Annotated in this window: 16 protein-coding genes and 1 pseudogene; 9 read left to right on the forward strand and 8 right to left on the reverse strand. The window is 67.4% G+C overall.

Features of this window, described 5'->3' with window-relative positions:
- Positions 1-48 precede the first annotated feature (48 nt).
- Positions 49-1,341 (forward strand): MFS transporter, encoded by a 1,293-nt coding sequence (locus tag D6M19_RS32245; RefSeq protein WP_123029365.1) that lies wholly within the window; start codon positions 49-51, stop codon positions 1,339-1,341.
- 46 nt (positions 1,342-1,387) lie between these two features.
- Positions 1,388-1,672, forward strand: coding sequence for a hypothetical protein (locus D6M19_RS32250; protein ID WP_123029366.1), 285 nt, complete (start codon positions 1,388-1,390; stop codon positions 1,670-1,672).
- Between the two features lie 13 nt (positions 1,673-1,685).
- Here D6M19_RS32250 and D6M19_RS32255 read toward each other — a convergent pair whose 3' ends face one another.
- Positions 1,686-2,678, reverse strand: coding sequence for an oxygenase MpaB family protein (locus D6M19_RS32255; RefSeq protein WP_123029367.1), 993 nt, complete (start codon positions 2,676-2,678; stop codon positions 1,686-1,688).
- Positions 2,679-2,793: 115 nt separating this feature from the next.
- Between D6M19_RS32255 and D6M19_RS32260 the strand changes: the two genes are divergently transcribed.
- Together D6M19_RS32260 and D6M19_RS32265 are read left to right on the forward strand one after the other, a co-directional pair.
- The gene (locus tag D6M19_RS32260; RefSeq protein WP_123029368.1) at positions 2,794-3,387 is read left to right on the forward strand and encodes a TetR/AcrR family transcriptional regulator; all 594 of its coding nucleotides are present in this window, start codon (positions 2,794-2,796) and stop codon (positions 3,385-3,387) included.
- Positions 3,388-3,503: 116 nt separating this feature from the next.
- The gene (locus D6M19_RS32265; RefSeq protein WP_123029369.1) at positions 3,504-3,767 is read left to right on the forward strand and encodes a hypothetical protein; all 264 of its coding nucleotides are present in this window, start codon (positions 3,504-3,506) and stop codon (positions 3,765-3,767) included.
- 4 nt (positions 3,768-3,771) lie between these two features.
- Here the strand turns inward: D6M19_RS32265 and D6M19_RS32270 are convergent, their stop codons facing one another.
- The 3 genes from D6M19_RS32270 to D6M19_RS32280 are packed head-to-tail and all read right to left on the reverse strand — an operon-like array spanning position 3,772 to position 5,871.
- Complete coding sequence (locus D6M19_RS32270; protein ID WP_123029370.1) at positions 3,772-4,674, reverse strand: alpha/beta fold hydrolase; 903 nt, start codon at positions 4,672-4,674, stop codon at positions 3,772-3,774.
- Positions 4,675-4,695: 21 nt separating this feature from the next.
- Positions 4,696-5,292, reverse strand: coding sequence for a DinB family protein (locus D6M19_RS32275; protein ID WP_123029371.1), 597 nt, complete (start codon positions 5,290-5,292; stop codon positions 4,696-4,698).
- A gap of 3 nt (positions 5,293-5,295) precedes the next feature.
- Positions 5,296-5,871, reverse strand: a complete 576-nt coding sequence (locus D6M19_RS32280) for a DinB family protein (RefSeq protein ID WP_123029372.1) — start codon at positions 5,869-5,871, stop codon at positions 5,296-5,298.
- 61 nt (positions 5,872-5,932) lie between these two features.
- Between D6M19_RS32280 and D6M19_RS32285 the strand changes: the two are divergent.
- Positions 5,933-6,891: pseudogene (locus D6M19_RS32285) on the forward strand (helix-turn-helix transcriptional regulator).
- On the opposite strand, the gene D6M19_RS34465 reads toward D6M19_RS32285, so the two are convergent.
- Complete coding sequence (locus D6M19_RS34465) at positions 6,783-7,022, reverse strand: hypothetical protein (RefSeq protein ID WP_164478798.1); 240 nt, start codon at positions 7,020-7,022, stop codon at positions 6,783-6,785. The pseudogene D6M19_RS32285 and the gene D6M19_RS34465 overlap by 109 nt on opposite strands.
- A 173-nt stretch (positions 7,023-7,195) precedes the next feature.
- On the opposite strand from D6M19_RS34465, the gene D6M19_RS32290 reads away from it, so the two are divergent.
- Genes D6M19_RS32290 through D6M19_RS32300 form a run of 3 tightly spaced genes read left to right on the forward strand, consistent with a single transcriptional unit; the run spans position 7,196 to position 12,953 of the window.
- Positions 7,196-11,428: a glycoside hydrolase family 38 N-terminal domain-containing protein gene (locus tag D6M19_RS32290; RefSeq protein ID WP_234835151.1), complete on the forward strand. Its 4,233-nt coding sequence runs from the start codon at positions 7,196-7,198 to the stop codon at positions 11,426-11,428.
- Positions 11,425-12,045 (forward strand): DUF7158 domain-containing protein, encoded by a 621-nt coding sequence (locus tag D6M19_RS32295; protein WP_123029373.1) that lies wholly within the window; start codon positions 11,425-11,427, stop codon positions 12,043-12,045. The genes D6M19_RS32290 and D6M19_RS32295 overlap by 4 nt, the downstream gene beginning before the upstream one ends.
- Positions 12,045-12,953, forward strand: coding sequence for an ROK family protein (locus tag D6M19_RS32300; RefSeq protein ID WP_123029374.1), 909 nt, complete (start codon positions 12,045-12,047; stop codon positions 12,951-12,953). The genes D6M19_RS32295 and D6M19_RS32300 overlap by 1 nt, the downstream gene beginning before the upstream one ends.
- 40 nt (positions 12,954-12,993) lie before the next feature.
- On the opposite strand, the gene D6M19_RS32305 is transcribed toward D6M19_RS32300, so the two are convergent.
- A complete protein-coding gene (locus D6M19_RS32305; protein ID WP_123029375.1) occupies positions 12,994-14,421 on the reverse strand; it encodes an APC family permease in 1,428 nt (475 codons plus the stop codon).
- Positions 14,418-15,530, reverse strand: a complete 1,113-nt coding sequence (locus tag D6M19_RS32310; RefSeq protein WP_123029376.1) for a DmpA family aminopeptidase — start codon at positions 15,528-15,530, stop codon at positions 14,418-14,420. Before D6M19_RS32310 ends, D6M19_RS32305 begins: the two co-directional genes overlap by 4 nt.
- Before the next feature lie 100 nt (positions 15,531-15,630).
- Here D6M19_RS32310 and D6M19_RS32315 point away from each other — a divergent pair, with 100 nt between their 5' ends.
- Entirely contained in the window at positions 15,631-16,251 is a 621-nt protein-coding gene (locus tag D6M19_RS32315; RefSeq protein WP_234835152.1) for a TetR/AcrR family transcriptional regulator, read from the forward strand.
- A gap of 7 nt (positions 16,252-16,258) precedes the next feature.
- Here the strand turns inward: D6M19_RS32315 and D6M19_RS32320 are convergent, their stop codons facing one another.
- Positions 16,259-17,875 carry a PucR family transcriptional regulator gene (locus tag D6M19_RS32320; protein WP_123029378.1) on the reverse strand — a complete coding sequence of 539 codons (1,617 nt, stop codon included), beginning with the start codon at positions 17,873-17,875 and terminating at the stop codon, positions 16,259-16,261.
- Between the last annotated feature and the right edge of the window lie 260 nt (positions 17,876-18,135).

Here is an 18,135-nt window from a genome sequence, read left to right on the forward strand (position 1 = left end):
CGCGGGTCCCTAATTTCGGACGAAACCGAGCCGTCTTCAGGAGCGATCATGACCGTGCTGGCAACCGAACCGCAGCGCCCTTCGATGAAACGCGTCGCGATGGCGAGCTTCGTCGGCTCGGCGATCGAGTACTACGACTTCTACATCTATGGCACCGCGGCGGCGCTGGTGTTCCCCAGGGTGTTCTTCCCGCATCTGGGTACCACGATGGCGACGGTGGCGTCGATGGCGACCTTCGCCGCGGCGTTCCTGTCCCGCCCGATCGGCGCGGCATTCTTTGGCCACTTCGGCGACCGGATGGGCCGCAAATCGACCCTGATCGCCACGCTGTCGATCATGGGGCTGTCCACCGTGATGGTGGGTCTGGTGCCCGGCGCTGCGACCATCGGCGTGGCGGCGCCGCTGATCCTGCTGACGCTGCGCCTCATCCAGGGGTTCGCGGTCGGCGGCGAGTGGGCGGGCGCGGCACTGCTGTCCGCCGAATACGCACCGGCCGAATCCCGCGGCCGCTACGGGATGTTCACCCAGATGGGTGTCGGCAGCGGCCTTGTGATGAGCAGCCTGCTGTTCCTGATCGTGAACCAGACGATCGGCGAGGCCAGTACAGCGTTCATGGGTTGGGGTTGGCGGATTCCGTTCCTGTTCAGTGCGGTGCTCATCGCGATCGCTCTTTACGTGCGGTGCAACGTCGCGGAAACACCGGTGTTCGCCGCGCAGACCCGCGTCGCGTCGGTGACGCCCCTGGCCGCACTGTTCAGCCAGCGGCGTGAGGTGGTTCTCGCCGCGGGCGCCATGATCGGCTTTTTCACGCTCGGCTATATGGCGAATGCCTACTTCATGGGTTACGCCCATACCCACGTTGGGTTTTCGCCGGATTTGATCCTGGCGGTGGGCCTGCTCGGCGGCGTCGTCGTGGTGGTGTTCAACGCGCTGAGCTCCGTGCTGAGCGACACCTTCGGTCGCCGTCGCGTCATCATGGCGGCTCTCGCGGTCGGTGTTCCGTGGGCGTTCGTCGTGCTGCCGCTGATCGACACGGGCAATGCCGCGTTGTTCACCCTGGCGATGACGGGCACCTACGCGGTCGCAGCAGGCTCGTACGGCCCGATGGCGGCGTTCATTCCGGAGATCTTCGGCACGCGGTACCGCTACACCGGCGCGGGCGTGTCGCTCAATGTCGCGGGCCTCGTCGGCGGCGCGGTGCCGACGATCGCCGCGGCGCCGCTGCAGGCGAGCTGGGGTGTGGGCTCCATCGGTCTGATGATGGCAGCCGTCGTGCTGATCAGCCTAGTATGCACCGCCCGGTTGCCCGAGACGAAAGGCGTTGCGCTGCAAGAGCAGTGAGCGCCTCTCCACAAATCACAGAAGAAACACACAAAGGAGAAATCAAATGAACACCAACAAGTCGAAGGGCTTCCTCCGCTTCGCGGCAGCCACCATCGCAGCCGCAGGCATCCTCGGCGGTGGGGCGCTGGGGTTCGCGGCAGGCGCGAACGCGAGCACCGAAACGCCTCAACAGATGAAGCAGGAGCAGTCCGCGGAAGTGCGTGCACGCCAGCTCGGTAGCGAAACCGGCCAGCGCGCGGCGACGCCGGCGCGGCCGGTGGCGGAGCCGAAGCGGGCCTCCATCCCCGATGAGCATCCCGAGCACGAGCGCCAGGCCCGCAACGGCTGACCTCGGGGGTGTGTCAGGCGAAGCTGTGCTCGACCTCGTCGCGGCTGAGCACCGGGTCGCTGCCGGGCACGTACGTCGGCAGCGTGTGCGGCGCGGTCGTGCCGCCCTTCACCCGGGCCTGCGCCTGCCGGAATTCGGGGATCGGCCCGGTCGCCGCGGTCAACCCGTTGATGACGGTCCAGACCGCCGCCCGCCGAGCCGTGCGTTCGACGATGTTCGGGTTGGTGTGCGCCACCAGCTGCGCGCCCCACTTGGGCAACGTATCGCGGATCGCCCAGTCGATCGCGCCCTGCGCCATCGGCAGTCCGGGTCCCGTCGCCACCGCGGTGCCGTGGGTGACGGCCAGCTTCGGCAGATACGACTGGAGGCAGCCGAGCGTTTCGGCCTTGGTGGTCGGCAGGTCGGTGCCGCCCAGCGCATGTCCAACCCGAACGAATTCGCCGTAATAGCGGTCGATCTTTTTGCCGCGCAACGGCTGTGGGTGATAGAGCTCGTGGGCGGTCGCCAGGCCCCACACCACCGTCGCGTAGTTCCAGCGCAGCCAGTCGGGGTCGTCGGCGTCATAGCGGGCGCCGTCGGGGCGGGTGCCCTTGATCGTGTGATGCATCGCCCGCACCGACTTGGCCAGCCGCTCGGCGGTTTTGGTCGAGCCGTAAGCGGTGCCGATGAAGAACGCGATCGAATGCCCGAGTCGCACCGCAGCGCCTGCGGGGTCGATCACAGGGATGCCTGCCCCGGTCTCGGGGTCGCGCTTCACCAACCGCGAGTGGTGCATGCCCATCCAGTAGATCGAAGGGTCGAGCCGCTCCATGTACGCCGCGCACTGCAGCCCGAAGATCAACGCGTGCATGTGGGAGTGCACGTGCCAGACGGCGCTGCCAGGGCCGAACCAGCCTGGGTCGCCGACTGGTGCGGCGAACTCCATGCCGCGGAAGTAGTTGCGGCGGATGTCTCGGTCGAACTTCTTGTTCAACAGTTGGCCGGCGATTTGATGAGGCAGGTACATGCGCGTCTCCCCAGTTCTGGTTACAGCTGTAGCCAGATTACAGTTTGGGCACGGATGTGACCAGACCCTGGCTGACCGACACCCGACCGACACCCGATCGACGTAGTCTTGCCCGATGTCGAGCCCCACGCGCTGGGCCGGTGTGCCGCTGTCCGATCGTCGCGCCGAGCGCCGGGCGCTGCTGGTCGACGCGGCCTACCGGTTGTTCGGTGACGGGGGGGAGTCCGCCGTATCGGTGCGCTCGGTCTGCCGCGAGTGCGGGCTGAACACCCGCTACTTCTACGAGAGCTTCGCCGACGTCGACGACCTGCTCGGCGCGGTGTATGACGGGGTGAACGCGGAACTCGTCGAGGTCGTCGGCGCCGCGATCGAGCAGGCCAACGATTCGGTGCGGATGCGCACGCGGGCAGGCATCGCCGCCGTGCTGGGCTTCAGCTCGGCCGATCCGCGCCGAGGTCGCGTGCTGTTCACCGAGGCGCGGGCAAATCCGGTGCTGACACGACGTCGCGCGGCGGCCCAGGAGCTCTTGCGGGAAAGCGTGTTGACCGAGGGAGGCCGGCTCACGCCGGAGTCCGACCCCGTCGCGGCCGCGGTCGGCGCGGCCATCTTCACCGGCGCGATGGCAGAGCTGGCGCAACAGTGGCTGGCGGGCAATCTCGGCGATGATCTCGACACCGTGGTCGACCAGGCGCTGGCGATCGTTTTCTGAGCCCGGCATCGTCGATCTTCGGTTTCGGTGGAATCTTCGGGCGGTTTGGAACGTTCGTGCCAATTATCGGGAAGCGATGTAAGCCTCCCGAGGTTGCACCGAAAGGACGTTCAGACGTGAGTTCCAGGCAATACAAACTAGTTTCGGCGGCCGTCGGCGTGAGCGCCGCGATCGCAATGAGTGTGTTCGGCGTCGCCTTCAGCACCGTCAGCTCGGCGCAGGAGCCCTTCAAGCTCAGTCCGGTGACGACGCCGGCCGCCACCACGGGCCAGACGGTCACGTTGACCAAGGCGCCATCTGCACCGCAGACAAGTCACGCCAAGCCGTCGATCGAGGGGCCTGCGCCGCTGCCGCCAGAGGAGCAAGGGCTGCCCGGCTAGCGGCTCAGGCCATGGCGAAGTTCTCGGTGAGCGCCTCGATGATGGGGCGCCACACCGGTTCGGGAAGGTCGTGGCCCATGCCGTCGACGACGACGAACTGCGCGCCCGGAATCGCCCTTGCGAGGCTGCGACCGTTGCGCGGCCGCACCATCGGATCATTGGTGCCGTGGATGACCATCGTCGGCGCGGTGATGCTGCGGGAGTAGCGCAGCAGGCTGCCGGTACCGAGGATCGCGTCGAACTGGCGAAGCATGCCTTGCGGGTAATCACTGCGGGCGCGTAACTCCTCGACTCGACGGCGCAACGCGTCGACCGGCGGTAAGTAGTTGGGGCCGTTGATTATTGAGATGCTGCGTACCTCAGCGGCCAGCCGCTCGTCCCACGGCGCATTCTTGGCGGGTGCACCGAAGGCCAGCTTGATGACCCGCCATCGCGGCACCGCCGAGAAAAGCCGGTTCGAACTGGACATGATCAGCCCGAGCGACGCGAGCCGGTCGGGATGGCTGGCCGCCAGCACCTGCGCGATCATGCCGCCCATCGATGCCCCGACGACATGCGCGCGGTCGATGTCGAGGTGGTCCAGCAGGCCCTTCACGTCGTCGGCCATGTCGACGAGTGTGTAGGGCACTTGGCTGCGGCGGCCCGTCATGTGGCGCAGCACCCGCGGGTACACCGAGCCGTCGGCCTTTTCGCCGTGCAGCTTCGTCGACAACCCGGTGTCGCGGTGGTCGAACCGCACGACCCGGTAGCCCCGTTCGACCAGCTTTGCGCAGAACCCGTCAGGCCACATCGGCAGCTGGGCCCCGACGCCCATGATCAGCAGCACGGGCGGGGCGTCGGGGTCGCCGAGATCCTCGTAGAACAACTCCACGTCGCCGCAGAGCGCCGTCCCTGTCCGGGTGTGCACGAGTCCTTTGTACCGTGTGGGCTACGCCGACTTCCTCCACGGCTTGACCCAGTCGGTCTCCGGCCACCCCAGGGTGCCTGCCATCAGCTCGTACATCGTTGCGCCGTCGATCGATTCGCGGATGATGTCGCAGTGGCCTGCGTGCCGGGTCAACTCCTCCACAATGTGCATCGCCACCCAGCGCACGTTCCAGAAGTCGAGATCCTGCGGAAACCACGGCACGTCGTGCGGGACGGGCACCTGTGTGTCGAGGTCGGCATCGGCGAAGATCCGCAGCGTGTCCTCGTTCTGCGCGCGCAGCTTGTCGAGTAGCTCGTCGAGCGTTTCGTCGTCGCGCATCAGGTATTGGTCCTCGTAGTCGGCCACCTGCTTGTCGAACGGCCGCTCGTCGCGCGGCGGGGAGTCGGGAGCGGCCTTGACGCGCTCCATCCAGCTGCGCTGCACGTCCGCCGCATGCTTGACGAGTCCGCCGATCGAGAGTGCGCTGACCGATGGTTTGGAGCGTGCCTGCTCGTCGGTGAGGCCGTAGGCGACCGCGAAGAAGGCATTCTGGTTGAACCGCAGGAACTCGATCAACGTCTGGCGCTCGTCGGCGGCGGGTAGGGGCATTCCGTCCATCGGCTACTTCTCCTCGTTTCGCGGGGTGTGGGCGTAAAGGTCTCGGATACAGGCGATTTCGGCACCGTGGTGAATCACCTCGCGGTTGATGTGCAGCACCAACGCGATGAACGGATAGTCCGCGTACGGGCCTTCGGCGGGGCCGCATGGGCGGTCGAGCTCATCGACGTCGAGCGCGCGCACACCGGCTATCCATGTCTCGTAGGCCTCGTCGAGCTGACCCAACGCGGTCGCCGCGTCTGTCGCGTAGGGCCAACTCTGGTAGTCCGCGGGCGGCCCGGCGAAGTGCGAGTGGTTACGCATCGCCAGCACGCCGACGATGATGTGCGCGAGCCGCCACGCGATCGTGGTGAACGGCGCCGGTTCGGGTGCCGGGTATTCGAAGTCGATTCCGCCGTCGGGGTGCACGGTCCAGCATGTCGGCACCGGACACCAGAAGTACTCGTCGTCGGTCAGCCCCTCGAGCCGTGGCCGCAGCTGGGTGGTCCAGTGGACGTCGAGCTGGTCGGCGAGTTGGCTGACCAGATCTGATTTCGCCGCCGTAGCGGCTGCGGTTTTGTCGTTCGTCTTCGGGCTCATGAAACCAACCTCTCATCTGTATAGGACAGGTTCTGTCCTAAAAGTGTGCGAGCCTGAAAACATGTCCGAGACGACGAGCCGGGTGCTGCAGCTGCTTGGCCTGCTGCAGTCGCGACGGGTGTGGTCGGGCGAAGAGCTCGCCGACCGGCTCAACGTGACCACCCGCAGTGTTCGTCGTGACGTCGAGCGGCTGCGTGACCTGGGCTATCCGGTGCTCGCCAGCAAGGGACACGGCGGCGGTTACCAGCTGGGCGCCGGCGCGGCACTGCCGCCGCTGCTGCTTGACCCCGACGAGGCGGTGGCCATGGCGGTCTGTCTGCGGCTGGCCGCGGGCGGCAGCGTGGCGGGCGTCGGCGAATCGGCGCTACGGGCGCTGAGCAAGCTGGACCAGGTGATGCCGTCGCGGCTGCGGTCGCAGGTGTCGGCGGTCCACGACGCCACGGTCACGCTCACCTCGAACACGTCCGACTCACCCGTCGAACCCGACGTCCTGATGACCCTTGCCCGCGCCTGCCGCGACCGCGAGCATGTGGCGGTGTCCTATGTCGATCGCGCGGGCAATGCCACCCAGCGCCGATTGGAGCCCTACCAGCTCGTCACGACGGGTAAACGCTGGTATCTGCTGGCGTTCGACCGTGACCGCGACGACTGGCGCAGCCTTCGGCTGGACCGGATGGGTGAGTCCGCGCACGCGGCAGCACGTTCGTGGCCAGAGACGCACCAGATGCCGCGGCGTACGTACAGCGGTCGATCAGCGCGTCGCCGTACAAACACGTCGCCCGCGTCCGCTACTTCGCTCCTGAACAGGTTGTCGCACAGCACTTCTCACCCTCGTCGGTGACGATAGAGGCGGACGGCCCAGACGCCTGCGTCGTCACCGCGGGTGCAGACGACCCGGAGCGGATGGTGACCTACTTCGCGACGGTCGGTGCCGACTTCGAGGTGCTCGAACCGCCAGAAGTGGTCGCCGCGGTCGCGTCGGCCGCCGACCGGTTGCGCCGCGCTGCCAGCAGGCCGTGACGTTCGCGCTTGGCCGCCGAACCGCGCAGCCGCAGCCGCAGCAGAAGCAGTCGGCGGTGCGCCTCGAAGCCCATCGACAGTGGGTCACGCCAGGCCACCGCACTCTGCGGCGTCTTGGAGTCACTCGTCATGTCTCCAGGGTGACATATCCCGCGGGTTCGCGACGGCGGGCGCTGATGACGTGGCGGCGGCTATTTGGTGACACCTTGTCGCCGAGCAGACGCAAAAGTCCCCGACACGGCGAGGTTTCGGGGACTTTTGCGTCTGCTCGCCAGTGGTGCAAATCACTACGTAGTGTGGCGTCGTGGCGTTCGGTGTGGCTTCCGCGGAGTCGACGGACCTTTTCGTTGGGCCGACGGACGCGCCGCTACAGGTGGTCAGGGTCGCCCACACCGGCGGCACGTCGCCGATCGTCATCGAGGGCGACGGCCTGACCACGCCGGCGCCGCCGCCCGCCGACCCGTCCGGTGGGGTGGCCGAGATCGCCGTCGAGGTGAGCGAGCCCGTGCCCGGTGAGCGCCGCGCGGCACGCGTGCTGTGTGACGGCACCACCACCGACTTCGAGTTCGTCGTCGCCGAACCGGGCTGGACGATGTTCATGATCAGCCACTTCCACTACGACCCGGTCTGGTGGAACACGCAGGCCGCGTACACCAGCCTGTGGACCGAGGAGCCACCGGGCCGCGCCAGGCAGACAAACGGCCTCAACCTAGTCGCCGCGCATCTCGAAATGGCGCGCAGGGAACCGGAATACAAGTTCGTGCTGGCCGAGGTCGACTACCTCAAGCCGTACTGGGACACCCACCCGCAGGACCGTGCGGACCTGCGCCGGTTCATCGCCGACGGTCGCGTCGAGATCATGGGCGGAACCTACAACGAGCCGAACACCAACCTGACCAGTGCCGAGACGACGATCCGGAACTTCGTGGCCGGCATCGGCTTTCAGCGCGACGTGCTCGGCGCCGAGCCGGCGACCGCGTGGCAGCTGGACGTGTTCGGCCACGACCCGCAGTTCCCGGGGATGGCGGCCGACGCCGGCTTGACGTCGAGTTCGTGGGCGCGCGGACCGCACCATCAGTGGGGGCCGATGCAGGACCAGGGCGACCCGAAGCGCATGCAGTTCTCCAGCGAGTTCGAGTGGATCTCCCCTTCGGGCCGCGGTCTGCTCACCCACTACATGCCCGCGCACTACTCGGCCGGCTGGTGGATGGATTCGTCGGCGACCCTCGAAGAGGCCGAAACGGCGACATACGAACTGTTCTCGTCACTGAAGAAGGTCACGCTGACCCGCAACGTGCTATTGCCCGTCGGCACCGATTACACACCGCCCAATAAGTGGGTCACCGAAATTCACCGCGACTGGAATGCCCGTTACACCTGGCCGCGGTTCGTGTGCGCGCTGCCACGGGAGTTCTTCGCCTCGGTGCGGGCCGAACTCGTCGAGCGCGGCATCGACGCCTCGCCGCAGACCCGCGACATGAACCCGGTCTACACCGGCAAGGACGTCTCCTACATCGACACCAAGCAGGCCAACCGCGACGCCGAGAACGCGGTGCTGGACGGCGAACGGTTCGCCGTATTCGCAGGCCTGCTCGGCGGCGCCACCTACCCGCAGGCCGCGCTGGAGAAGGCGTGGGTACAGCTTGCCTACGGCGCACATCACGACGCCATCACCGGCTCGGAGTCCGACCAGGTGTACCTCGACCTGCTGACCGGCTGGCGGGACGCCTGGGAGCTGGGGTGCGCCGCGCGGGACAACGCACTCAAACTGATATCGCGCGCCGTGGACGGAACGGTGGTGGTGTGGAACACGCTGACGCACAACCGAACCGATGTGGTGACAGCGCGATTCGACGAACCACTCGGCGACGGCGTACGGGTGATCGACGCCGACGGCGACGAGCAACCCGCGCTTGTTGAGCACGGCGGTCGGTCGGTGACCTGGCTGGCACGAGACATCCCGTCGCTGGGCTGGCGCGCCTACCGGGTGATCGCCGGTTCGGCACAGACGGGCTGGAAAGCAAAAAGCGGCAACGAGATAGGCAACGGGCGCTATCGGCTGCGGGTCGACCCGGCAAGGGGAGGCGCGGTCTCGTCGCTGACCGATGACGGTCGCGAACTCCTCGGCGAGGGGAAGGTCGGCAACGAGTTGGCGGTGTATGACGAGTACCCCGCACACCCGCAGGCCGGCGAGGGCCCGTGGCACCTGCTGCCCAAGGGGCCGGTGGTCGTCTCGTCAAGCGCAGTCGCGGAATCCGTGCGGTGCTATCACTCGCCGGTGGGCGAGCGGTTGGTCATAGGTGGCCGGATCGGCTCCCTGTTGCGGTACACCCAGACATTGACGCTGTGGCAAGACATTCCACGCGTGGACTGCAGCACCACGATCGACGGATTCACCGGTGAGGACAAGCTGCTGCGGCTGCGCTGGCCGTGCCCCGTCCCTGGGGCGATGCCGGTCAGCGAGGTCGGCGACGCCGTGATCGGGCGCGGCTTTGCACTGCTGCACGAGCCCGGCTCCACGGAGTCCGTCGACACCGCGAAACATCCTTACACGCTGGACAACCCGGCCTACGGCTGGTTTGGGCTGTCATCGGCGATGCGGATACGCGTAGCGGGCGCGAGGAGCACGAACAACCATGGCGATTCGGTGCGTGCGGTGTCGGTGGCCGAGGTGATATCGCCGACCGAGGCGGAGTCCGCGCCGTTGGCCCGCGACCTGATGGTGGCGCTGGTCCGCGCCGGCGTCACCGCCACGTGCAGCAGTGCCGACAAGCCCCGCTACGGGGATCTCGAGGTGGATTCCAACCTTCCGGATGCCCGGATCGCGGTCGGCGGCCCTGATCAGAACCCTTTCAGCGCGGCGGTGTTGGCCGAGGCCGACGCCGCCTATACCGTCGAGCTGACGCGTCAGCTCGACGAGACCGGATCGGCCAGGGTGTTCGTTCCCGCTGCCGCTCCGCTTGCGCAGACGTGGCTGCCCGGCGCCGACCTGCGCGGTGTGCGGACGCTGCCGGTGCTCATCGTCGCCGCCGTCGACGGACTCGACGAGGCGGTGGCGTCGGTGGTCGAAGACCTTGCCGATGCCGAGATCTCGGTTGAGCAGCAGGTGCCGTCAGACGTCGAGACGTTCGACGAGCGAACCGTCGCGGTGCTCAACCGCGGAGTGCCCGGCTTCGCCGTCGACACCGACGGCACCATGCACGCGTCGCTGATGAGGTCGTGCACCGGCTGGCCATCGGGGGTGTGGATGGACCCGCAGCCGCGTCGTACCGCGCCCGACGGCTCGAGCTTCCAACTGCAACACTGGACACACACGTTCGATTACGCGCTGGTATCAGGTGACGGTGACTGGCGATCGGCCGCGGTCCCCGACCGAAGCGCGGAATTCTCGCACCCGCTGATCGCGGTTGTCGGAAACCGCAGTGCCACAGGTGGGTTGCCGAGCTGGGGCTCGCTGTTGGAGATCGAACCCGCAGACACCGTCCAACTGGCCGCGCTGAAGGCGGCGGGCACCCCGCTGGCATCCGGCAGCAGTCGGCCCGTCGACCCGACCCAAGCGGTGGCGATTCGTTTGGTCGAAAAGGTAGGGGCCGCAACCGAAATCGCCATCACCTCCGGCCTGCACAGGGTGTCCTCCGCTTCGCGGGTCAACCTGCTCGAGGAGCCACGCCTGCAGAAGCACCGGGCATTCGAGGGCGTCACGCTGGCCGGCTACGAGATCGCCACGATGTTGACCCGGCTGAACATGCCGCGCGTGCTCGATGCCGACCACACGCAGTTGGCCCCCGAGGCCGAGGCGGCGCAGCCGCTGTATGCGCGGTACTGGCTGCACAACCGTGGCCCGGCGCCACTCGGCGGGCTGCCTGCGGTTGCACACCTGCATCCGCAGGCCACCGTCGCCGAGCCAGGCGACGAAATCGTGCTTCGGCTCACCGCAGCCAGCGACTGCACCGACTCGGTGCTGCACGGCACGGTGCGATTGGTGTGCCCCGACGGCTGGAAAGCCAGCCCGGCCCGGCTGCCGTTCGTGCTGCCCGGCGGCGGCCATCTGGAGGCCGACATCGAGCTGACGCTGCCGGCCGGCACCCCGCCGGGCCTCTACCCGATCCGCGCCCAGCTCGTCGTGACCGGCGACGACGCCGAGTCGATGCCCGCCTCCTGGCACCAGGTCGTCGAGGACGTCGCCACCGTGTCGGTGGGCATGCCTGGCGAGGACAACGAAATCGTCTACCTGGTAAGAGAACCCGCCGACGTCGAGGTGGCCGCCGGGGAAACCGCGCGGCTCGCGGTCACCGTCGGAACGTCGGCGGGCGCAGGCCTGTCGCTGGAGGCGCACCTGATCAGCCCGTGGGGAACGTGGGAATGGATCGGCCCCGCCGCGCAGGGTGCTGCGCTGACTCCGGGCGAGACGGTGGAACTCGGGTTCGATGTCGCCCCTCCACCGTGGGTGCAGCCCGGCGAATGGTGGGCGCTGATCCGGGTGGGTTGTGCCGGACGGTTGCTCTATACGCCCGCTGTGAGGGTGACGGTCCGATGAGCCACACGCACGTGGCCGCCACCGTCGCAGGTGTTGACGTGCCCGTCGCTGACGTCGACGTGCGTGAGGCAAGGCTGCGGGACGCGGTACCCGCAGCGGCGCTACCGCGGGCGGGTACCAGCGAGGGGCGCCAGCTGCGCCGCTGGCTGACGCAGCTGATGGTGACCGAGCGGGTGATTGCGGCCGAGGCCGCTGCGGCCGGTCTGACCACCGCCGGCGCACCTGCGGAAGATGAACTGCTGCCGGGCAATTCGGCGCGGCTGGAGATCGGCAGTGTCGCGGCGGCGGCATTGGCCGATCCGCTCACCCGGGTGATGTTCGTGCACGTGACGGCCGCGGTCGACGTCGCCGAAACCGACGTCACGGCGTATCACGCCCGCAACCCGTTGCGCTTCGCGCCGCCATCCGACGCGGGCAACGGTTGGCGCACTGCGACAGCTGTCGCCCCGCCGCTGGCGGCCGTTCGACCGTTGATCGTGGAGCATCTGCGGGGTGCCGCACGGCGGCGGGCATTCCGGCTGTGGCTCGACGCGCGGCGGGCCGAACTGGTTTGGCTCGCACCCGGATACGAGCATCCGGGCGACCCCCGTCAACCCGACAACACCCACAGGCACTGATGGACGAGCCTGCGCTGGCCATCGACATCGGCGGCACGAAGATCGCCGTCGGATTGGTCAGTGACGATGGACGGCTCGGCCACCACACCCAGCTGCCGACTCCGGACGGTGACGCCGAGGCCATTTGGGCGGTGGTCGACTCGTTGGTGACCGAGGCGCTGGCCGCGGCGGGGGGACGCATCCGCGGTGTCGGGATCGCGTCGGCAGGGCCGATCGATCTGCCGTCAGGCACCGTCAGCCCGATCAATATCACCGAGTGGCAACGCTTTCCGATCGTCGAGCGGGTGACCGAGTTGGTCGGTTCGCCTGCCAGGCTCGGCGGAGACGGGCTGTGCATGGCCATGGGGGAGCGGTGGCGTGGCGCGGGTCGCGGCGCGCACTTCATGCTCGGCATGGTGGTGTCGACGGGCGTCGGCGGCGGTCTCGTGCTCGACGGTGCGCCCTACGACGGACGCACCGGCAATGCCGGGCACGTCGGCCACGTCGTCGTCGACCCCGATGGCGCACCGTGCACGTGCGGCGGCCGCGGCTGCGTCGAGACGATCGCGTCGGGCCCGAACATGGCGCGGTGGGCCCGCGAGAACGGCTGGGACGCGCCGCCCGAAGCGGACGCCAAGGAGCTCGCCGACGCCGCCAACGCGGGAGACCCGTTGGCGCTCAGGGCGTTCAGACGCGCAGCGACGGCCGTCGCGGCGATGATCGCCTCGGTCGGGGCCGTCTGCGACCTGGACCGCGTCGTCATCGGCGGGGGAGTGGCGAAATCGGGGGCACTGCTGTTCGACCCGGTCCGCGAAGTGCTGGCCGTGCACGCAGGCCTGGACTTCCTGCACGGCCTGCAGGTGTTGCCCGCCGAACTTGGTGGCGACGCCGGTCTCGTCGGCGCCGCCTCCTTGGTGATTTCGGTGTGATTGGTTGCGCGCAGCGCAACTGCGCACGCCGAAAACGCGACTAGGTGACCGTGGGTGCCGCGGTCCGATCGGGCTGACCGACGAAGTAACCGACGAACAGCCCGACGAACGGCACCGCAGCCAGGGCAGTGCTCAGTGCGGCGCTGCCGCCGGTGACGAGCGTGAAGTTGGATAGCACGAGCCACAGACTGGCCAGCAGCCCGGCGCAAGCAAGGGCGGGGGCGATCCCGGTCTGCCAGATACGGCCACCCGCGTGCTCGCGGTGGCGGATGAAGTACACCAGCACCGCGATCGACGTAGTGAGCATGAGCAGCACCATGCCGACCGTGGCCACGCCGGCCATCGAACCGAACACCCCGACCAGTGGGTCGACCCCGAACACCGCAAGGAGGAACACGATCGTCGCCGCGGTGATCGTCTGCACCACCGACGAGAAGGCGGGCGAATGGTGCGTCGAATGCACGGTGGCGAGCCGCCGCGGGAGCAAACCCTTTCCAGCAAGGACGAATTGGTAGCGCGCGATCACGTTGTGGAAGGACAGCACGCAGGCGAACAGGCTCGTCAGCAGCAGCACGTTCACGATGTCCCTGCCGACCCGGCCCAGTGTGTCGTCGGTGGTGTCGAGCAACATGTTGGCGTCTCCGTCCAGGGTGCGCTGCGCCACCTCGGCGACCTGGTCGGGGCCGATCGCCACGACGAACGCCCAACACGTCAAGGCATAGAAGCCGCCGATGATGAGCACCGCGGCATATGTTGCCCGCGGAATGGTGCGCTCGGGATCGCGCGCCTCGTCGCGAAACACCGCGGTCGCCTCGAAGCCGATGAAGCCGGTCAGGGAAAACAACACCGCGATGCCGAGGCTGCCGGTGGTGAACACGTCAGGCCGAAACGGCTCAAGGGTCAGGCCCGACGGGCCGGGGTTGGCGACGATCACAAGGTCGAGAAGGACGACGATGCCGATTTCGAGGACCAGCGCGACGCCGAGCACCTTGGCGCTCAGGTCGATGTGGCGATAGCCCAACAGGGCGACGATCGTCAGGACGGCGAACGAGTAGACGGCCCAAGGGATTTCCGGGCCGCCGTAAAAGCGCACGGTGTCGCCGATGGCCCAGCCGATGTAACCGTAAATGCCTACCTGGATCGCGGTGTAGGCGATGAGCGCGACCACCGCGATGCCGGTGCCCGGGCGCTTGCCGAGTCCGAGAGTCACGTAGGAGAAGAACGCGCCTGCCTCGGGCACATGCGGCGTCATGGTGACGAAACCGATGGAAAACAGCAGCAGCACCACTGCGGCGATGACGAAGCCGACCGGCGCGCCTGCGCCGTTGCCGAGCCCCATCGACAGCGGCATATTGCCGCCGATCACAGTCAGCGGCGCCGCAGCGGCGACCACCATGAAGACGACGCCAACGGTGCCGAGGTGCCCGCTGAGCCGTTGCTTCTCTTCAGTTGTCGGGTTCTCGATCATCGTTCCTCCTGGTGGCGAGCGGGTCGGGCAAGCGCCTGCCGGAGCAGGTGGTGGTCGATGGCGTGAGCGGTGATGTCGTTGCGTCCAGTGAGGGTTTCCGCGGCCACCATGGCGTTCACGATCGCCTCTTCGGTGGCTTCGATCGTCAAGTCAAACAGCCGCGTCATCAGTTGCGGTGCAACCATTTTCAGTGGAATCTCGGGTTGAGATGTATGTGGGTCTTCGTCCCAGCCATAGGGTGGGATGCCGCGGTTTCCGGTGGCGAACGCCAGCATCAGGTCGCCGCTGTACTGTTCGCCCGCGCCGCCGACCCTGGCGACCCCGACGGCGGCGCGCTGCGCGAGCCGAGTGCACTGGTGGGGCAGCAGCGGCGCGTTGGTGGCGATGACGACGATGATCGAACCCGAGCCGGGCTCGTAGCGGGCCTGCGTCTCGGGCAGCGGCACCCGGTCCGGCCCGATCAGGTCGCCGACAGGAACGCCGTTGACCCGCAGCAGCTCGCGGCGACCGTGGTTGGCCTGCACCAGTACGCCGACGGTGTACTGGCCCACTGCGGTGTCGGTTACCCGTGAGGAGGTGCCGATGCCGCCCTTGAACTCGTGGCAGATCATGCCCGTTCCGCCGCCGACATTCCCCTCGGCGACCGGACCTTCAGTCGCCGACGCCAGCGCTTCGTGGACATGGTGGGCTCGTATGTGGTGTCCATTGATGTCGCTGAGCACTCCGTCGTAGGTCTCGCCGACGACGGGTAACGACCAGTACTCCCCGTCCCCCCGAGCCCGCACCTGTGCGTCGACGAGGGCGTCGCGCACCACGCCGACACTGTGGGTGTTCGTCAGGGCGATCGCTGTGGTGAGTTCGCCGGACTCCCGGATCCATTCCAGCCCGGTGAGTTCGCCGCTGCCGTTGAGCCGGTGGGCTCCCGCGAAGACTGGTTCGTTCCAGATATCAGGGTGCGGGATGACGACTGTAACGCCGGTGTGCACGGCAGGGGGGCCGGTTTCGTCGAGGGTGACGTGCCCGACGCGCACGCCAGGGACGTCGGTGATGGCGTTGTCGGGACCGGTCGGATGCCTGCCGATGGTGATATCGAGTTCTCTGGCTCGCATGTGTTCCTACCTGGAGGCTGGCTGCAAGAGTTTTTTTCCTTGACGGAAAATAATGCGCTTGTGGCGGGTCTGGCGCAAGGGGTTGACCCAAATTGGGATCATGGGACCCGTGGCACGTCCCAATCGGCAGACGCAACGACGCAAAGAGATCCTCGACGTGACGATCGGGTTGATCGAGCGTCACGATGTGGCGACGCTGCGGCTCTCCGATGTCGCTGCCGAACTCGGAACGACCGCCAATGCCGTGCGCTACTACTTCAAAGACATGCAGCAGCTGCTCTCAGAGCTCGCTCTGCGCTCCGATGTCCGCTTTTACGACGATCGCCTCGCTGCCGCTACCCGCACCCGCGACGTCTGCGAGCAGTTGGCAATGACGATCGCTGCCGGATTGCCGACCGGCCCGGAAGACGCCGAGTGGCGGGCCATCTGGCGGGCCGTGCTGGCGGCCGGCTTCGAACTCGACCAGCGCCGCGACGTGCAGGGGATCTACCACCGTCAGGTGAAGCTGTACGTACGCATCCTCAACGCCGGCGCCAAGTCCGGGACGTTCGTGCTGCGAACGCCTGCTCGCGATGTGGCGATGACGCTGATGTCGATGGAGGACTACCTCGGCTATCGCATCGTGGCACGCGATCCCGAACTGAGCAGGAAGACGGCCGTACGGCTGATGCGTCAGTACGCCGAGTTGGCAACGGGCGCAACGCTACCCAAGATTGTGTGAGCGGCGACTAGCCCGCGATTGCGCTGTCTGCGCCCCTGCGCGTCTCCAGCACCAGCATCGCAACATGCAGCGAGACCATCGATTCGGCATCGGAGAGGTCCACGCCGAGGGTCCGCTCGATGGCGTTGAGCCGTTTGTAGAGCGATGGTCTGCTGATGTGCAGACGCGTTGCCAGCGCCGCCTTGTTGCCCGCCAGTCGCAGGTACTCCCGCAGCACGATGAGATCCGACAGCGGACCACCGCGGTCGGCGGTCAGAAGCGCCTTCAATTCGGTCTCGGCGAAGCCCTGCACCCTGGGATCGTTCTGCAACAGCGAGATCAACCCGCGCAACCGCACATCGGATGCGCGGTAGAACTGCCGGTCGTGTGCATCCATGGCCAGCGCCACCTCCGCCACGTGGGCGGAGTCGGTCAGTGCGTGGGTTGCATCGGTGACGAGGTCGGCAGGTGTCCCGACCGCGAGCACCGAATGCTGCACCCCGTCGATGCGCTGGACTTCGCGTTTCACCGCGTCACCGAGCGCGTCCCAGGTCTTGTCCGTGCCGCCTGCACGGTTGGAACTCAATGCGATGACGGCACCAACCTCACCGTCGCTGCGAGTGGCGAACAAGCCGGTGTGGCCCGACGCGTTCACGGCATGCGCGACGGCGTCGAGCAGGGTCACATTGCGGCGCTGCCTCGCCAGGGGGTCAGCACCTGTTAGTTGATAGCGGACACGCACCGTCACCGGAAAGTAACGTGATGTCTTTCGCAGCCCCAATGCGTTTGCGCGAACCGCGATTTCGCGTTCATCGCTGATCCGGTCACGGAGTACCTCGTCGATGAGGCCGCTTTGCGCCTGCTGATGCAGGCCGGCCCGGTCTCGCTCGATCATCCGGTCCATCGCGAGCGCGACCGCCGCGCGCTCGAGCACCTTGGTGGCGCGCGCGGGGTCGGCGGTGGCGCGCGGGACGACCAGCCGCCCCCATTCCTCGCCGCGGGTTCCCACCGCCGTCATCAGCCAGCCGTCCCCGCCGAGCTCCCCTGACGCGCGCCGCGAACGTCGCTCCCAGTCTTCGAGCAGTTCGACCGTGGTGTCCGGGCCGGGTGCCACTGCGAGTGCCTGATGGGCCAGGTCCTCCAACACCACCGGCTCACCGAGCATGCGGGCAGCGGCTCCTACGATTCCGGTGGCCGACACGCGCTTCATGCTGAGGTCGGTAAACGTCTCGTGCACGCGGCGGTCGAAGGCCACCTCCTCGAACTGCTCGGCCACGATCCGCCGGTGCACCTCCTCGGTCACTTCGACGAACTTGATCTCGCGGTGCAGTTCCACCAGCGCCAAGTTGAGCGCGTCGGCAAGAGTCGCGGCCGCATCGGGCAGTGATCGTGCGGAGCCCAATTCGACGACGACGCCGAGCGCTCCGGCATCGGCGAGCCCGCGCAGGTATCTGGCTGGTGACTTTCGCAGCGCCGCACCGGTGGTCAGCACCAACTCTCCGCCTTGCAGGAGGGTGGACCAATCCGCGATGTCACCGACGTGGACCCAGCGGATCTGTTCATCCCACCGCCGCGCACTGAGGACCTGGGGCTGGCCTGCTTGGATGGCCGGCAGCCCGATCACCTCCGCCACGGTCAGGGTCATTTACACAGTGTAGTCAGCGGAGCGATATCGGAGACACTGTGTATCGGCGCTGCATTTGGTGTGGCCTTCACACTGGGAGAGCCGAACGGTCGCACGCGACCGCCCCACTCTTGAAGAGAGCGTCATGCCGCACACGATTTCGCATTGGATCGATAACAAGGCCTATCCGGGTAATGGTGGGTTGACGGCGCCGGTGACGAACCCGGCGACTGGTGAGGTGACTGGTCGGGTGGTTTTGGGCGGTGTGGAGGATGCCCGTG

The sequence above is a fragment of the Mycolicibacterium stellerae genome (genome assembly GCF_003719305.1).
Classification (GTDB): Bacteria; Actinomycetota; Actinomycetes; order Mycobacteriales; family Mycobacteriaceae; genus Mycobacterium; species Mycobacterium stellerae.